Source organism: Streptomyces sp. 840.1 (genome assembly GCF_003751445.1).
In the GTDB taxonomy this organism is placed as follows: domain Bacteria; phylum Actinomycetota; class Actinomycetes; order Streptomycetales; family Streptomycetaceae; genus Streptomyces.
Map to the genome: position 1 here is coordinate 714,155 of NZ_RJUU01000002.1, position 13,692 is coordinate 727,846.

A 13,692-nucleotide genomic window follows, 5' to 3' on the forward strand; every position below is an offset into this window, starting at 1 on the left:
GAGCACCATCAGGGTGTGTGCATGGCCACACCCTGTCCGGCTTCGCCCCCGGTTAAGGTCTGTGAGTTGCCTACAAAGGGACTGCACATGCCCTTCGCCCCGTTCGACTGGATGGACGACGAGGCCCGCCGCCGCGCGGACACCGGACTCGTCCGGACGCTCCGGCCCCGGACCGCGGAATCGGAACTGCTGGATCTCGCCAGCAACGACTACCTCGGCCTGACCAGACACCCGGAAGTGACCGGTGCGGCGGCCGATGCCGCCCGTCGCTGGGGTGCCGGGGCCACCGGCTCCCGGCTCGTGACCGGTTCCACCGCGCTGCACGCCGAGCTCGAACAGGAACTGGCCGATTTCTGCGGTTTCGAGGCGGCCCTCGTGCTGTCCTCCGGCTACGCGGCCAACCTGGCCGCCCTCACCGCGCTCACCGGCCGGGGCGCCCTGATCGTGTCGGACGCGGGCAACCACGCCTCGATCGTCGACGGCTGCCGGCTCTCCCGGGCCGAGACCGCCGTCGTGCCGCACGCCGACCCCGAGGCCGTGCGCAAGACCCTGCACGCGCACGACGGACGGGCGCTGGCGGTCACCGACTCGGTCTTCTCCGTCGACGGCGACGCCGCGCCGCTGGCCGCACTCGCCGAGGTCTGCCGTGACGGGGGCGCTGGGCTGCTCGTCGACGACGCGCACGGCCTTGGCGTCCTCGGCGAAGGCGGACGCGGCGCGCTCGCGGCAACCGGCCTCGCGGGCGCGGAGGGCGTGGTCGGCACGCTCACCCTCTCCAAGTCCCTGGGCAGCCAGGGCGGCGCGGTCCTCGGCTCGGCCCGGGTCATCGACCACCTGGTCAACACCGCCCGCACGTTCATCTTCGACACCGGGCTCGCCCCGGCCGCCGCCGGTGCCGCACTCGGCAGCCTGCGGCTGCTGCGCCGCGAACCGGAACGAGCGGGCCGGGCCCGTACGGTCGCCACCGCACTGTACGAACAGCTGACCGAGGCCGGTCTGACCGCCGTACGGCCGGACGCCGCCGTGGTCTCGGTACGCGCGCCCTCGGCCGACGCCGCGGTCCGCTGGGCGGCCGACTGCCGTGCGGCGGGTATGGCGGTCGGGTGCTTCCGGCCGCCCTCGGTACCGGACGGCATTTCCCGGCTGCGGCTGACGGCCCGCGCCGATCTGACGGACGAGCAGATCGCGACCGCGGTCGCGACCGTACGGCGGACCGCCCCCGAAGCCTGAGCGGTCCGCCGTCGGGTCAGCGGGCCGGGTCGGGGCTCAGACCGGTGACGAAGGAGGTCCACGCCGCAGTCGTGAACTGCAGCGGTGGCCTGGACACATCCTTGGAGTCGCGAACGGCGAGCCGCCCGCCGCCGAACGCTGCGGTTTCCACGCAGTTGTTCATTCCGGTGCTGCGGCTGCTGCGCCGCCAACGTAACGCGTGCTGTGCGAGGCAATCCGACATGACGCCCCCCTCGGGCAGTCCGTAGTTACTGACCGCCGCGGTCGATCGTGGCGATCAGGTCCAACGAGTGCTCCGGCGACAGCGCGTGCGCCTGCAGAGTGCGGAAGGCCGAGCTGTACGCCTCGAGGTCTTCTTTCCGCTCCAGATAGAGGCTACTCGTCAAGTGGTCAAGAACGACCACATCTAGATCAGAAGTGCTCGGAAAAGAGAAGATTACGAAAGGTCCGGTGAGGCCGACATATCCACCGACCGAGAAGGGCAGCAACTGAAGGTCCACATGCGGAAGCTGGGCCAGCCGGACGAGATGGCGAAGTTGCTCCCGCATGACCCGCCGGCCGCCGATCGCGCGCCTCAACACCGCCTCGTCGAGCACCGCGCTGAGCCTCAGCGGCGGCTCGCTCCGCAGCACGCCCTGCCGGGCGAGCCGCACCTCCACCAGCGAGTCCAACTGGCCGGAAGGCAGCCCGTCGAGCGCCGCGCGGGTCACCGCGCGGGCATAGTCGGCGGTCTGCAACAGGCCCGGCACCACCGATGTCTCCAGGGTGCGGGCGGTGCGCGCCTGTGACTCCAGGCTGATGAAGTCTCGGTACTGGGGCGGGATGAGGCCGCGATAGGCGTGCCACCAGCCCGCGCCACCGCCGCCCGCCGAGCCGGCGAGCGTCTCCAGGACCTCGCGCAACTGCGGGTCCTCGACGGTGTACGCGTCCAGCAGCCGGGTGACGTCCGCCGGCCGCACCCCACTGACACCCGTCTCGATCCGGCTCACCTTCGACTGGTGCCAGCCGAGCAGTTGCGCGGCGTCCCGGCTGGTCAGTCCGGACGCGTGGCGCAGACTCCGCAGCTCCTCCCCGAGCTTGCGGCGTCGCACCGCAGGGCCGTGCTGCATGTGGTGTCTCCCTCCCGCTGCGCGCCGGCCACTTCCCGTTGCCGGCCACTGCGTACCGAGCGGACAGTGTGCCGCTCCCGCACGGTATCCAGCGAAGAGTTCACCGCTTTGAGCGACAGATATATGCATATCTTGGTGGATCGCCGTCGCAGAGGGCAGCATCAGTGGCAATCTGGCGCGAAGCACAGCACGGACCGATCGCGGGTCGGATCCGGGCGGGAAAGGGGCGGCCGGCCATGGCGGACCATCAAGAGGCGAGCGTCACGCTGCCGAGCGAGCCGGTTTCGGTCTCCGCGGCCCGCAGGTACGTGGCCCGGGTATTGGCCGAATGGGGACTGTCGGACGGGAGCGAGGCCGCCGACACCGTCCGGCTGATCGTCTCGGAGCTCACGACCAACGCCGTCCAGCACACGTTCGGCCAGTCGCCGACCTTCACCGTCGATCTCCGCCTGGAGCGCGAGGAGCAACTGCACCTCGGAGTGACGGACAGTCACCCCCGCTGGCCCCAGCGACTGCCTGCCGCCGTTCAGCAGGACAACGGGCGCGGCATGGTGATCATCCGCTCGCTGGCCAAGGAGTACGGTGGCCGGCTGACCGTCACACCCACCGCCGACGGCGGCAAGACCGTCTGGATCGCGCTCCCCTGGAGCGTCCCCGTCCAGACCTGACCGGCCCGCAGCAGGTCGCCCCGGGTCACTGGGATGCGGCGGCCCGGTTCCCCGGGGGTGCGGCGGCGGCCCGGCCGAACCCGCTCCGCAGCAGGGCCCGAAGGGTCGCCGCCGCCGCGCTCGACCGGTCACCGCGGTGCACCACCGAAATGGTCCGCCGGAACGCCGCCGGCTCCAGCCTCCGCACCGACAACGGCGTCGGGGACATGGCCGCGACCATCTCCGGCACCACCGCGATCCCGATGCCCGCGCTGACCAGTGCGCACACCAGGGCGTAGCCGGGCGACTCGCAGACCACCGCGGGCAGTGCGCCCGCCTCGGCCAGCGCGTTCTCCACCCCGCGCCGAGGCGGATGGGTGGGGGCGCTGCTGATCAGCGGCCGGCCCGCCAGGTCCGTCACCGGGAGCCGCCCGCTGCCATCGGCCAGCACCTGACCGACCGCGGTGATCAGCACCAGCTCCTCGACCAGCAGCGGCTCGGCGCTGAGCCCCGAGGGGAGCGGCGCCGTGGCGGCCGGTTCGTACGCGTGCGTCAGCGCGAGGTCGACCTCGCCCCCGGCCACGGCCGCCACCCCGCCCGGCGGCTCGTACTCCGTGACGATCAGCTCCACGTCCGGGTGCGCCCGGCGGAAGGCGCTCAGCACGGGAGGCAGCAGATGGATGCCGGCCGTGGTGAAGGTGCCGACCCGCAGGCGCCCGCCGGAGAGCCCGGCCAGTCGCGCGAGCTCGTGGCGCGCCTGGTCCATCTCGTCCAGGACCCGCCGGGCCCGGCCGGCGAGCAGCTCGCCCGCAGCGGTCAGCCGGGCGCCCCGGTGGTGCCGCACCAGCAGCGCGGCACCGGCCTCCCGCTCCAGCTTGGCGAGCTGCTGGGAGAGCGCGGGGGCGGTGTAGCCGAGGCGGGCGGCGGCCCGGGTGATCGAACCGGCCTCGGCGACCGCCACCAGCGCCGCCAGCCGTGTCGGGTCGTACATTAAGCATTCCTTTTGGCAGACCCACAAGATTGCAAGTACATGCTAAAGGCTGTTCGGGTCCAGGGTGGAGCCATGGATGCCCAGCTGACCGCCTTCCTCGGAGTCGCCGCCGCCATGGTCGCGCTGCCCGGAGCGGATTTCACCGTCGTCGTACGCAACGCTCTGGCCTCACGGTCGGCGGGGGTGGCGACCGCGCTCGGCGTGGCCGGGGGGCTGCTCGTCCACACCGCGCTCGCCGTGGCCGGGCTGGCCGCCGTGCTGGTGGCGGTGCCGGTGCTGTTCCGCACGGTGCAACTCCTGGGCGGGGCGTACGTCCTCTACCTGGGCATCAGCGCGCTGCGCTCGGCCCGGCACCGAAAGGGGCCGACGAACGGCACCGGGACCACGACGGACCACCCCGACGGCATGGCGAGCGCGGAGGCCGCCGTCGGGACCCGGCGCGCACTGCGCCAGGGCTTCCTGACCAACGCGCTGAACCCCAAGGCGCCGGTGCTCTTCCTCAGCCTGCTTCCGCAGTTCGTCCCGGCCGGGGCCGCCCCGCTGCCCAGGACGGTGCTGCTCGCCGCGATCGTCGTGCTGCTGGCCCTGATCTGGTTCCCGGCCGTGGCGCTCCTGGTGGACCGGCTGGGCCGGTGGCTGCGCCGGCCGCGAACCGCCCGCGCGATCGAGGGCGGCAGCGGCGCGGCACTCACCGTGCTGGGGGCGGTGCTGGTGACCGGCACCCTGCTGCACTGACGGGAGACGTCCGTCCGGTGGGGGAGCGGTGGAGTCAGCCGACCCGGCCGTAGTAGACGCTCCTGGTCCAGATCTTCTCCAGCCGCACCACGGCGCCGGTCTTCGGCGAGTGCCAGATCTTGCCGCTGCCCGCGTAGATGCCCACGTGGAAGATGCTGCGGCCCGAATGGAAGAAGACCAGATCGCCGCGTTGCCGCTTCGACGCCGAGATGTGGCGGGTCTTGTTGTACTGCTGCTGGGCCGTGCGCGGGAGCTTCTTGCCCGCCTTCTTGAACGAGTAGAGCGTCAGCCCGGAGCAGTCGAAACGGCTGGGTCCGGTGGCGCCCCACCGGTAGGGCGATCCCTTCTTCGACGCGGCGATGTTGAGCGCCTTCATCGAATGAGTCGCGGCCTGGGCGTCGGTCACGGCGCCGGGGACGAACAGCGTGCCGCCGACGGCGGCGAGCGTCATGATCGAGGCCGTCGTGGCCCGAGCGAGGAGAGACGGGACATGAACCTGCGCAGTCATGCGCAACCCTTCGTCAGCCGCCTGTGAAGGATGACCTGTCGGGTTCGGGCCGGCGAAGTCGCCCGGCCGCACAAGGCGGCTTCACCCCGAGGGACGACCGGAAGTCCGGTCGGCCCGTTGTGCTTGGGTCCTCCACTCCTGCCGATCCACTCCTGTCGACCAGGCATCCGGACAGCGGCAGGACTCGGCGTCCGCCCGGACCGCCCCGCCGCGGTGGCGGGGGCTTGTCGTCCCAGGGATCTTGACTCACCGAACGCCGGATTTCCGAGGTGAAACGGTGATATGTGAGGCTCGTCACGGCTGACCCGTTCGGGTGGACAGGGGGTCTTCTGGGGAGTCGCCGCACTTCTCCAGCCGTTGCGGTACCAGGGGTGGAACGGGAGATTTCACCCATGGTCCACCTCGAAAGCGCAAGTTGACCTGTCCCTCGTGCGAGGTAACACCTACGCCGAACGAGCGAGAGAAATTGATCCACCCGTCGGGCGTGTCGGCGCAGGGGAGTTGATCAACTCGGCGGGTCGGGTGGCACGGTGAGCCGCCCGGCGCGGCGCTCGCCGTCCAGCACCCGTAACGCCCGCGTCAACGTGGCGGAGTGGATCTGCCTCTCGCCCCGCTCGTGCATCAGCGCGAGCGCGTCCCGAAGCGCCACCGCGTGCGAGGCGAGCGCCTGTGCGGCGCGCAAGGCGCCGTAGGTACTGTCCGCGCGGGCCGGGTTGATCCGGCCCAGCTGGTCGACGACCTCCAGATAGCGGTCGATGAACTCGCCCTCCGCGCGGGTCAGGGCGGGCAGCGGCGGGAAATCCGGTGGCTGCATCAGCGGTTCACCTCGTGACGGACGGCAGCGCCGCGGGCCCGCGGTTCTGCACGATGTGGTCGACCAGTCCGTACGCCTTGGCGCCCTCGGCGTCGAGGATGAGATCGCGATCGGTGTCGGCGGTGATCTCCTCGGCGGGGCGGCCGGTGTGACGGGCCAGCATGCCCGTCAGCATCTCGCGCATCCGCAGCAGTTCCCGCGCCTCGATCTCCAGGTCGGACGGCTGTCCCTGCACGGGCTCGGCGAGTTCGGGCTGCTGCACCACGACCCGCGCCCCGGGCAGCGCGTGCCGGCGGCCGGGAGCTCCCGCGGCCAGCAGCACGGCAGCGCCGGCACCCGCCTGGCCGAGGCAGAAGGTCTCCACCTCGCAGGTCAGGTACTCCATCGTGTCGTACACCGCCGTCATCGCCGCGAACGAGCCGCCGGGCGAGTTGATGTAGAGCTGGATGGGCCGGTCGGGTGCGTCGTACTCCAGGTACATGAACTGTGCGACCAGGTCACTGGCCGCGATGTCGTCGACCGGAGTGCCCAGGAAGATGACCCGTTCGGCCAGCAGCTTGGAGTACGGGTCCAGCGTGCGGGTCCCCTGGGACGTGCGCTCGGTGAACTCGGGCAGTACGTGGCGTGCGGCGGGGCGGTACATGGCGAAGACCTCTCCTCCGGGGCGCGCGGGGGCCTGGGAAGGGCGCCGCGCGCGTCCGTAAAAAACGTACAGGACGTACAGAACGTTCTGATGGGAGCATGGCCCAGTGATCCACTGAAGTCCAGTGCCGGAGCCCGTTGTTGCTGTTCGCCCAGCGTGGACATCCCGCGGATCCGCCACGCGGTTCTGATGAAAGGCTGCTCAGCCCCGCTGAAGCCGGGGGAGGGGTGGGGCGGTGAGGGACGACGCTCTCGAATCCCGGCCGCACCCGGGCGAATCAGGCCAGGGCCTGCATCACGGCTTCGTCAGCCGGGTCGACCACGCACACAGGTCCGCCCGGTCGGCCGCGTCCGTCTTGTTCATCAGGCTGGCGATGTGCTTCTCGACCGTGCGGGGGGAGATGAACAGCCGGTCGGCGATGTCCTTGTTGCTCAGCCGGTCGGCGAGGAGCACGAACGCCTCGTACTCGCGCACGGTGACGCCGAGGGCCCGCAGTTGCTCGGGGATGCCGTCCGTGCCGCTGCGGTGCTGGTGCACGGGGGCGCCCAGTCTTCGCAGGGCGGCGCGGCAGGCGTTCGTGACGGCGGGCACCCCCTGCTCGTGGAAGTGGTGCTCGGCCCGCCTGAGCCAGGCCACCGGCTCGCCCCAGCCGTCCTCGTGCGCCGCGTCCGCGACCAGCCGCAGGCCCAGGTGCAGGGCGGCCGGGTACACGGCGGCATCGCGCAGCGCGGCACCGATGCGCTCGGCCGCCCGTTCGCCCTGCCCCCGGCGGCCGAGCAGGACGGCGTCCGCGAGCGCGACGAACTGGCGGTTCCAGCGCATCTGCCCGACCGCCGTGGCGGCGACGCGCTCCTGCCGGGCGCGGTCCGCGTCACCGGCCAGCACGTCCAGCAGCAGCCCCACCCCGTGCGTGCCGCTGAGGTGGTAGGTCGTCGGGTTGTGCCGCTCCAGCGCCGACACCGCCCCGAGCTCCGCCCGTGCCAGGTCCCGGTCCTCCTCCATCAGGGCGCAGAAGGCGCGGGCCATGCCCAGCGTGAGGGGCTCCTCCTGTGAACCGGCCCCCTCCCATTCGGCGAAGGAGTCGAGAGCGGCCTGCATCGCCCGCCGGTCGCCCTGGTGTGCCTCCAGTGACGCCAGTGACATCAGGAGGTACCGGACGGCGGGGGCGAGCCCGAGCCTGCGCACGACCGCCAGGCCCTCGGTTGCGGCTTCCCGCGTCGCGTCGCGGGCGCCCCGCATCACCCCGTCCAGGACCAGGATGCCGTCCACGGTGTGGACGATGCTGATCGAGCCCAGTCGCAGGGCCTCCTCCCGGGCGGACAGCAGCCCGGTGGTGTCGCCCTCCGCCAGCCAGTCGTTGCCGCCGATGCGGGTCGCCGCGTACATCCGCCGCAGCGGGAGCTGGTGCCGTTCCGCCGTCGACAGGGCCTTTTCGAGCATGGCCCTGGATTCGGACGGGTCCCGTTCGCGGGCCACGGTCGCCAGTAGCTCCCACGCCTGGCAGGCGACCGAGGGGAGCGCGAAACGGTCGGCGGCGGCGGCCGCCGACCGGGCGAGCTGCTCCGCGTGCTGTATGCGGTCGGTGCCCGGGGTGTCCAGGGCGAGGTAGGCGGCGGTGACGTCGACGGCCGCTGTCGCGGCACCGTCCGGGCTCGGCCCCAGTACCTCGCGGGCCCGGTCGATCTGCCGGTTCCCGTCGCTCCAGCGTCCCGCTGTGTGCGCCACCTTGGCCAGCCGGGTGTGCAGGACCGCCAGACGTGACGCGCCCAGCCCCGCGCTGTCCAGGGCGTGCAGATGCTCGACCAGGCCCAGGGCCCGGTCGAAGTCGCCGGATTCGGCCAGCGCGGGCAGCAGGTGCTCCAGCGCACCCGCCCGCTCCTGCGGGTCGCCGGCCCGCGCCAGCAGGGTTTCGGCCTGGCTGAGCAAGGTCACCGCCGAACCGAGCGCGCCCGCCGCCAGGGCCCGCCGCCCCGCCTCGGTGAACAGCTTGCCGGCCGCCGCGTCCTCGCCGGCCTCGGACCGCAGCCCCGCCGCGAGCGCGCACCACTCGCCGGGTAACTGCGGGTGCAGCTTCTCCACCGCCTCCGCTCCCTGCCGTGCCAGTTCGCAGCGCTGACTGGGAGTCAGCTGTGTGAACAGGGCTTCCACGGTGGGTGAGTGGCGAAAGGAGTACCAGTCGGGTGCGGGTTCGTCCGGGACCACCAGGCGAGCGGCGACGCCGGCGTGCAGATGGCTGAGGAGTTCCCGGTCGTCGACTCCCGTCATCCGCTGGAGCACGGTCAGCGGGAAGCGTCTGCCCAGTACGGCCGCCGCCGACAGCAGGGTCAGGCCCTCCGCACCCAGCCGCTCGATGCGGCGCAGGATTCCCCGGGCCAGGGCGGAGGAGACGTCGCCGCGCGGGTCACCGACCGTTCGCCAGCCTTCCGGGCCCTGCACCAGGGTCCCCGCGCTGATCATGGACTGGAGTAACTCCTCCACCAGGTACGGGCTGCCCGCGCTGCCCTCCCACAGCCGCTCCAGCACCGGCGTGGGCACTTCCTCCGGGGAGGTGCCCAACTGGCCCGCCACCAGTTCGCGTACCTGGGGGCGGGTCAGCGGCGGCAGTTCCACGACCGAGGCCGCGCCGCGCCGGCGGGCCGACTGGGCGAGATCCAGGGCGTCGCTGAAGTCCGTGCGGACGGTGGCGAGCAGCAGGACCGGGCTGTACTCCAGGTTGTCCACGAGATACTCCAGGACGCCCAGTGTCTCGGGATCGGCGTCGTGCAGGTCCTCCAGCACCAGGAGCCGGCCCCGGCCGTGATCGGTGGCCATGAGCAGGCGCAGCACGGCCTCGCCCAGGATCACCATGGAACTGCTGTCGCCGGCCCCGGTGTTCCAGTCGGGTATCAGCCTTCCCAGCACGGGTCTGTACGGTCCGAGCGGCAGTTCGTCCAGTGGTTCACCGGTGCGGAACAGCGACATCAGCGCCTCGGTCAGCGGCCGGAAGGGCACCACTGGGCCGGTGGTGCTGCTGCGTCCCCGCAGGACGCCCATCCCGGCCCCGAGCGCACTGCCCACGGCCTCTGCCGCCAGCCGGGACTTGCCGGCCCCGGCCTCGCCCACCAGGAAGACCACTCCACCGCGCCCCTGCTGGGCATCCGACAACGCGCGCCCGAGCAGACCCAGTTGGGCATCTCGGCCGATGAGGGAAGGTGCTTGGGAACGCATGATCTCGAAGCATAAATCAGAAATTCCGGAACCGCGGTGTGCCGTTCGGATTTCGATTCCGGTTGTCCGGCGGAGACCGCCGGGGATCGGCCACGGGGTGGCTACTGGGGCGCGGAGACGGAGGTGTCGATCGAGCTCAGCGTGATGACGATGCCGCTGGTGAGCACCATCCCGGCCAGGATGCGGGCACGGGCGCAGGCGCGGTTGCGGCCCGAGAGGGTGATGCCGCCGGCCACGTCCTGCTCCTCGACGGCGGACGGGAGTGCCTCGGTGTCCGCGGCGTTGGTGGCGGTGACGGACGCGGCGTGGCTGGAGTGCTGGTTCATGGGGAGACTTCCTTCGTGTGGGAGTGCGTGGGTGAGGGGTTGAGCGGAGACCACGGGAGAGCGAGGAGGAGCGGAAGGAAAGCGGAGGGAGCTGAGGGGAGCCGGGGACCGGCTGACCGCAGTGCTCGTTGTCAGCAGAGGGGCAGGGGGCTCGGACAGCGGTGCTCCAGCAGGAGCGCGGACGGGACGCGTGCGGGGGAACAGAGGCGGAGCAGTCCGTAGCCGATGCCGGCGAGGCCCGTCAGCATCCCGGGAGAGGACACCTGGTCCGGAGTGGCGCAGCGGTGCTGCTGCGCCTCGACGGTCGCGAGTACCCGGCCGGCGGTGCGGGTCAGAGCGGCGGACGCCGTTGCGTCGCCCCGGCCGGCCAGGACCGTCAGGGCCTCCAGCGCTCCCAAGGCACCGTGGCCCGCGCTGAGGTCGGGGCCGTGGCCGAGGGCGGCCAGCCGGGCGGCGAGGTCGCCTCGGACCGGCAGGTGCGCGGTGGCGGCGGCGATCCCGGGCAGGCCGGTGGTCCACGAGGGGCCGTGCGCGGCGGCGCCATCGGTGCCGGCCGAGCGCAGCAGCCCGGCCGCCACCTCCGGGTGCCCCGTTCCGTCCGCCCGGTGATCCGCGTGGCGCCACAGCGCCCAGCCGATGCCGGCGGCGCCCTCGGCGAACTCCGCGGTGCCACCGCCCCGCGCGGCGGCGGGGGCCAGGGCGTCGGCCACCGCGTCGGCCAGCTCCAGGGACCGGTGGAGACCCGTCGCGTCGTGTGCGGCGACCGCTGCCGCCAGGGCGCCGGCCGCGCCGTCCGCGAACCCGGGGTCCGCGCAGCCCGTCACGGCGTGTCCGAGTGCGGTGAGCGCGTCGGGCAGCGAGTGGGCGAGGTCGGCGTCCAGGAGGGCCGACAGCCGTACCAGGCCGTAGAGGATGCCGCCGATCCCGTCGTACGCTCCCGGCCCCACCGCGGCGCACAGTTCGGGGTCGGCGGCCAGCATCTTCAGCAGGGCCGGCAGCGGCCGTACCGCCTCGTGGGCGAGTGCCGTGTAGCGGTCGGCGCCGGCGAGCAGCCCGGCCTGGGCCAGGAAGAGCGCGACACCGGTGTATCCCTGGGCGAGTCCGGCACCCATCGGCAGGACCGACCAGTGCCCGCCCGGCATGCGTTCCAGGCCGATCCAGTTGGTGCGGCCGCCGGACCGCACCGCGCGGGCGGCGATCTCGTCGGCGATCCCGCAGGCCGCGGCGAGCAGCCGGGACGGTTCCGGCACCACGGCCGGCATGGGGGCCGGCACCAGCTCGGAGCGCGGCCGGACCGACGGGGAGCCCGCCTCGCGTGCGGCCAGTGCGGCCGACACGATCCATTCCTGGTCCCGGCAGTCGACCTCGTCCATCCGGGCGATCTTGGCGCGGACCGCGTTCAGACTCGGCACCGGCAGCACGTCCGCGACCCAGGTCCCACCGGCCGTCCGCACCGCCGAGCCGGACGGCCGGTGGACGAAGAGGGGGATGTCCCCGCGCCACAGGTCCTCGGTCTCGTGCTCCACCAGCCGGCCGCGTGCCGGGTCGTGCGCCGACTCGGTCCACAGCACCGCGAACGCGGCGTCCCGGACGAGCGCGTCGCCGAGCAGCGCCGGGTGGGTGGACTCCTCCAGCAGGGTCGAGTACAGCCGGGTGGAGCGGACGATCAGGCGTGCGGGGCTGCCGGCGTGCCGGTCCAACAGGCCGCCGGGCCGGGTGAGTTCCCCGCCGTGCGCGCGGATCGCGGCGTATGTGGTGCGGAAGCCGTCCAGCAGCGCGGCACGGTGATCGGCGCCCTGGAGGCGCTGCCCGCCGGGCAGCGGCTGGTTCTGTGCGGCCGGACTGACCACCGGGCCCCGTACGGCGCGCATGGTGTCCAGCCCGCTGTCCTCCCAGCGCAGTCCCTCGCTCGGGTACGTGCCTTCCTCGGTGCGGCCCAGCGCGGAGATGTCCAGCGCGCCGTGCTCACCGATCAGCAGGTAGGGCAGCAGGCACGTCCGGTACACGGAGGCCTGGAGGGCGTCGGCCGCCGGGTCGGCCTCGGCCGTGGTGGCCTGCGGCAGCCCGGTGTGCAGCAGGGTTTCGGCGTCCACCAGGACCGGCTGGCCGCCGGCGGCGATGAGGTTCTCGTAGTGCATGTCCGCGCCGTCCACCGCGTACAGCAGAGCCAGCAGTGCGCCCTGGCGCCGGTAGAAGGCGTCCGCCTCGGTCACCGAGGCGCACAGGCGGTGCTCGATGAACTCCAGCCAGCCGTGCTTCTGCCGCCGCACCGTGCGCGGGGTGCGCAGTTCGAGTCCGTCGACCCGGCCGGTGAGCCAGTGCGTCAGATCGTCCAGCAGTGCGTGCTGCCCCAGCGGACGCGGCTTGTAGACCACCCGCGATCCGTCCGCGAACTCCAGCACCGCCACCGAGCGCCCGCCGCAGTGGGCGTCGCCCCGGCCCAGTTCGACGCGGGTGAGCGGGCCGGGGTCGCGCCCGTCGAGCAGGACGCTCACCAGTTCCCCGCGGTCGGTGAGCAGCCGCAGACCCAGTTCGGCGACCGCGTCGGCAGCGTCCAGCGCCGTCCGCGCCAGCATCCGGGCCAGCACGGGATAAGCGGTGAACAGCGTCCGCAGGCCGTCCGCACCGCTGTTGGCGGCGAGGAAGGAGACGAAGCGGTCGCGGGGCGTGGCCCCTGCGAGCCGGCCGGCGCGCCGGGCGCCGTCCAGCTCGCGGACGAGTGTGCGGGCCGCCTGCCTGGTCATCCGGCTCAGCAGCGATCGCTCGAACGAGGCGCGCAGGACCGCCCGTTCCGCCAGGGGAAGCGGCGCCAGCCGCTCGTCGAGTGCGTCCGAGGCCGGCGCCATCAGCGGTGCCACGACCTGTGCGAACACCTCGGGCCCGGTGGCGTCCCCGCCCGGCGCCGGCCGGCCGGCGACGTGGGCACGGCCCAGGGCCTCTTCGACGTAACCGGCCCAGCGCGGCGTACCGGCACGGTCCGCGAGTCGCTCAGGAGCCTCCCCGGCGAGGGCCCACACGGCGAGTTCGTCGAGGCCCAGGTGAGCCAGCCGCGCCGCGAAGCCCGCCGCGTCCCCGACGGCCCACGGGGCGCGGCCGGAGGTGACGGTGGTGGATGACGCCGCCGGACGGCCGGGGGCGCCGACGCGCTCGGCGAGGGAGAGCGCTGGGGCCCACCAGGCGAGCGGCAGGTCCGCGCTTCGGGGCATCGGGGGTGCGGCTGATTCGGTCACAGGAGGAACGTCCCAGATACCGCACGGCCTCCACATGGGGGAGTGTCCCCCATGTTCTGCGACCGCCCCCCGCCGGTAGTGGGGGGGCGGGGCGCGGCGAACCCGTGCGCACACGGCCCGTGTTCCCCGCGGCAGAGGCGGAACTCGCAGGTCACCGCCCGTACCCGTGGCGTCCGTGGATCGCACGGCCCGTCGGCACACCCGGCCGGGGGTACCGCCCCCACCCGCTGCGCAGTCGCCCGCGCGGAAGGG

Annotated in this window: 12 protein-coding genes and 1 riboswitch; of the genes, 3 read left to right on the forward strand and 9 right to left on the reverse strand. The window is 73.0% G+C overall.

Translation table 11 applies throughout. From position 1 onward, the window contains the following. Positions 1–87: 87 nt before the first annotated feature. A complete protein-coding gene (locus EDD93_RS29560) occupies positions 88–1,230 on the forward strand; it encodes an 8-amino-7-oxononanoate synthase (RefSeq protein ID WP_123528541.1) in 1,143 nt (380 codons plus the stop codon). A gap of 16 nt (positions 1,231–1,246) precedes the next feature. Here the strand turns inward: EDD93_RS29560 and EDD93_RS29565 are convergent, their stop codons facing one another. Together EDD93_RS29565 and EDD93_RS29570 are read right to left on the reverse strand one after the other, a co-directional pair. Then, a complete protein-coding gene (locus tag EDD93_RS29565; protein ID WP_123528542.1) occupies positions 1,247–1,453 on the reverse strand; it encodes a DUF397 domain-containing protein in 207 nt (68 codons plus the stop codon). Positions 1,454–1,478: 25 nt separating this feature from the next. Beyond that, positions 1,479–2,339: a helix-turn-helix transcriptional regulator gene (locus tag EDD93_RS29570; protein ID WP_123528543.1), complete on the reverse strand. Its 861-nt coding sequence runs from the start codon at positions 2,337–2,339 to the stop codon at positions 1,479–1,481. A 236-nt stretch (positions 2,340–2,575) separates the two neighbouring features. Between EDD93_RS29570 and EDD93_RS29575 the strand changes: the two genes are divergently transcribed. After that, positions 2,576–3,007: an ATP-binding protein gene (locus EDD93_RS29575; protein WP_123528544.1), complete on the forward strand. Its 432-nt coding sequence runs from the start codon at positions 2,576–2,578 to the stop codon at positions 3,005–3,007. Positions 3,008–3,032: 25 nt separating this feature from the next. Here EDD93_RS29575 and EDD93_RS29580 read toward each other — a convergent pair whose 3' ends face one another. Beyond that, positions 3,033–3,977, reverse strand: coding sequence for a LysR family transcriptional regulator (locus EDD93_RS29580; protein ID WP_123528545.1), 945 nt, complete (start codon positions 3,975–3,977; stop codon positions 3,033–3,035). Between the two features lie 72 nt (positions 3,978–4,049). On the opposite strand from EDD93_RS29580, the gene EDD93_RS29585 reads away from it, so the two are divergent. Next, a complete protein-coding gene (locus EDD93_RS29585) occupies positions 4,050–4,712 on the forward strand; it encodes a LysE family translocator (RefSeq protein WP_123528546.1) in 663 nt (220 codons plus the stop codon). A 34-nt stretch (positions 4,713–4,746) separates the two neighbouring features. Here the strand turns inward: EDD93_RS29585 and EDD93_RS29590 are convergent, their stop codons facing one another. From EDD93_RS29590 to EDD93_RS29615, 6 genes are all read right to left on the reverse strand, one after another. After that, on the reverse strand, positions 4,747–5,220 hold the full coding sequence (locus EDD93_RS29590; RefSeq protein ID WP_123528547.1) for a C40 family peptidase: 474 nt from the start codon (positions 5,218–5,220) through the stop codon (positions 4,747–4,749). Positions 5,221–5,223: 3 nt separating this feature from the next. Beyond that, positions 5,224–5,420: riboswitch (cyclic di-AMP (ydaO/yuaA leader) on the reverse strand. A gap of 305 nt (positions 5,421–5,725) precedes the next feature. Further along, the gene (locus EDD93_RS29595) at positions 5,726–6,034 is read right to left on the reverse strand and encodes a hypothetical protein (protein WP_123528548.1); all 309 of its coding nucleotides are present in this window, start codon (positions 6,032–6,034) and stop codon (positions 5,726–5,728) included. Between the two features lie 7 nt (positions 6,035–6,041). Continuing rightward, a complete protein-coding gene (locus EDD93_RS29600; RefSeq protein WP_123528549.1) occupies positions 6,042–6,677 on the reverse strand; it encodes an ATP-dependent Clp protease proteolytic subunit in 636 nt (211 codons plus the stop codon). Positions 6,678–6,971: 294 nt separating this feature from the next. Continuing rightward, the gene (locus tag EDD93_RS29605) at positions 6,972–9,884 is read right to left on the reverse strand and encodes a LuxR family transcriptional regulator (RefSeq protein ID WP_123528550.1); all 2,913 of its coding nucleotides are present in this window, start codon (positions 9,882–9,884) and stop codon (positions 6,972–6,974) included. 101 nt (positions 9,885–9,985) lie between these two features. Further along, positions 9,986–10,210 carry a hypothetical protein gene (locus EDD93_RS29610; protein ID WP_123528551.1) on the reverse strand — a complete coding sequence of 75 codons (225 nt, stop codon included), beginning with the start codon at positions 10,208–10,210 and terminating at the stop codon, positions 9,986–9,988. Positions 10,211–10,341: 131 nt separating this feature from the next. Beyond that, positions 10,342–13,440 carry a type 2 lanthipeptide synthetase LanM family protein gene (locus tag EDD93_RS29615; RefSeq protein WP_123528552.1) on the reverse strand — a complete coding sequence of 1,033 codons (3,099 nt, stop codon included), beginning with the start codon at positions 13,438–13,440 and terminating at the stop codon, positions 10,342–10,344. Positions 13,441–13,692: the final 252 nt, after the last annotated feature.

Bases quoted from the DNA above. Each gene is read 5' to 3' on its own strand.
- EDD93_RS29610 (WP_123528551.1), bottom strand. From the start codon at position 10,210: ATGAACCAGCACTCCAGCCACGCCGCGTCCGTCACCGCCACCAACGCC.
- EDD93_RS29560 (WP_123528541.1), top strand. From the start codon at position 88: ATGCCCTTCGCCCCGTTCGACTGGATGGACGACGAGGCCCGCCGCCGC.
- EDD93_RS29605 (WP_123528550.1), bottom strand. From the start codon at position 9,884: ATGCGTTCCCAAGCACCTTCCCTCATCGGCCGAGATGCCCAACTGGGT.
- EDD93_RS29565 (WP_123528542.1), bottom strand. From the start codon at position 1,453: ATGTCGGATTGCCTCGCACAGCACGCGTTACGTTGGCGGCGCAGCAGC.
- EDD93_RS29575 (WP_123528544.1), top strand. From the start codon at position 2,576: ATGGCGGACCATCAAGAGGCGAGCGTCACGCTGCCGAGCGAGCCGGTT.
- EDD93_RS29600 (WP_123528549.1), bottom strand. From the start codon at position 6,677: ATGTACCGCCCCGCCGCACGCCACGTACTGCCCGAGTTCACCGAGCGC.
- EDD93_RS29580 (WP_123528545.1), bottom strand. From the start codon at position 3,977: ATGTACGACCCGACACGGCTGGCGGCGCTGGTGGCGGTCGCCGAGGCC.
- EDD93_RS29590 (WP_123528547.1), bottom strand. From the start codon at position 5,220: ATGACTGCGCAGGTTCATGTCCCGTCTCTCCTCGCTCGGGCCACGACG.
- EDD93_RS29585 (WP_123528546.1), top strand. From the start codon at position 4,050: ATGGATGCCCAGCTGACCGCCTTCCTCGGAGTCGCCGCCGCCATGGTC.
- EDD93_RS29570 (WP_123528543.1), bottom strand. From the start codon at position 2,339: ATGCAGCACGGCCCTGCGGTGCGACGCCGCAAGCTCGGGGAGGAGCTG.
- EDD93_RS29595 (WP_123528548.1), bottom strand. From the start codon at position 6,034: ATGCAGCCACCGGATTTCCCGCCGCTGCCCGCCCTGACCCGCGCGGAG.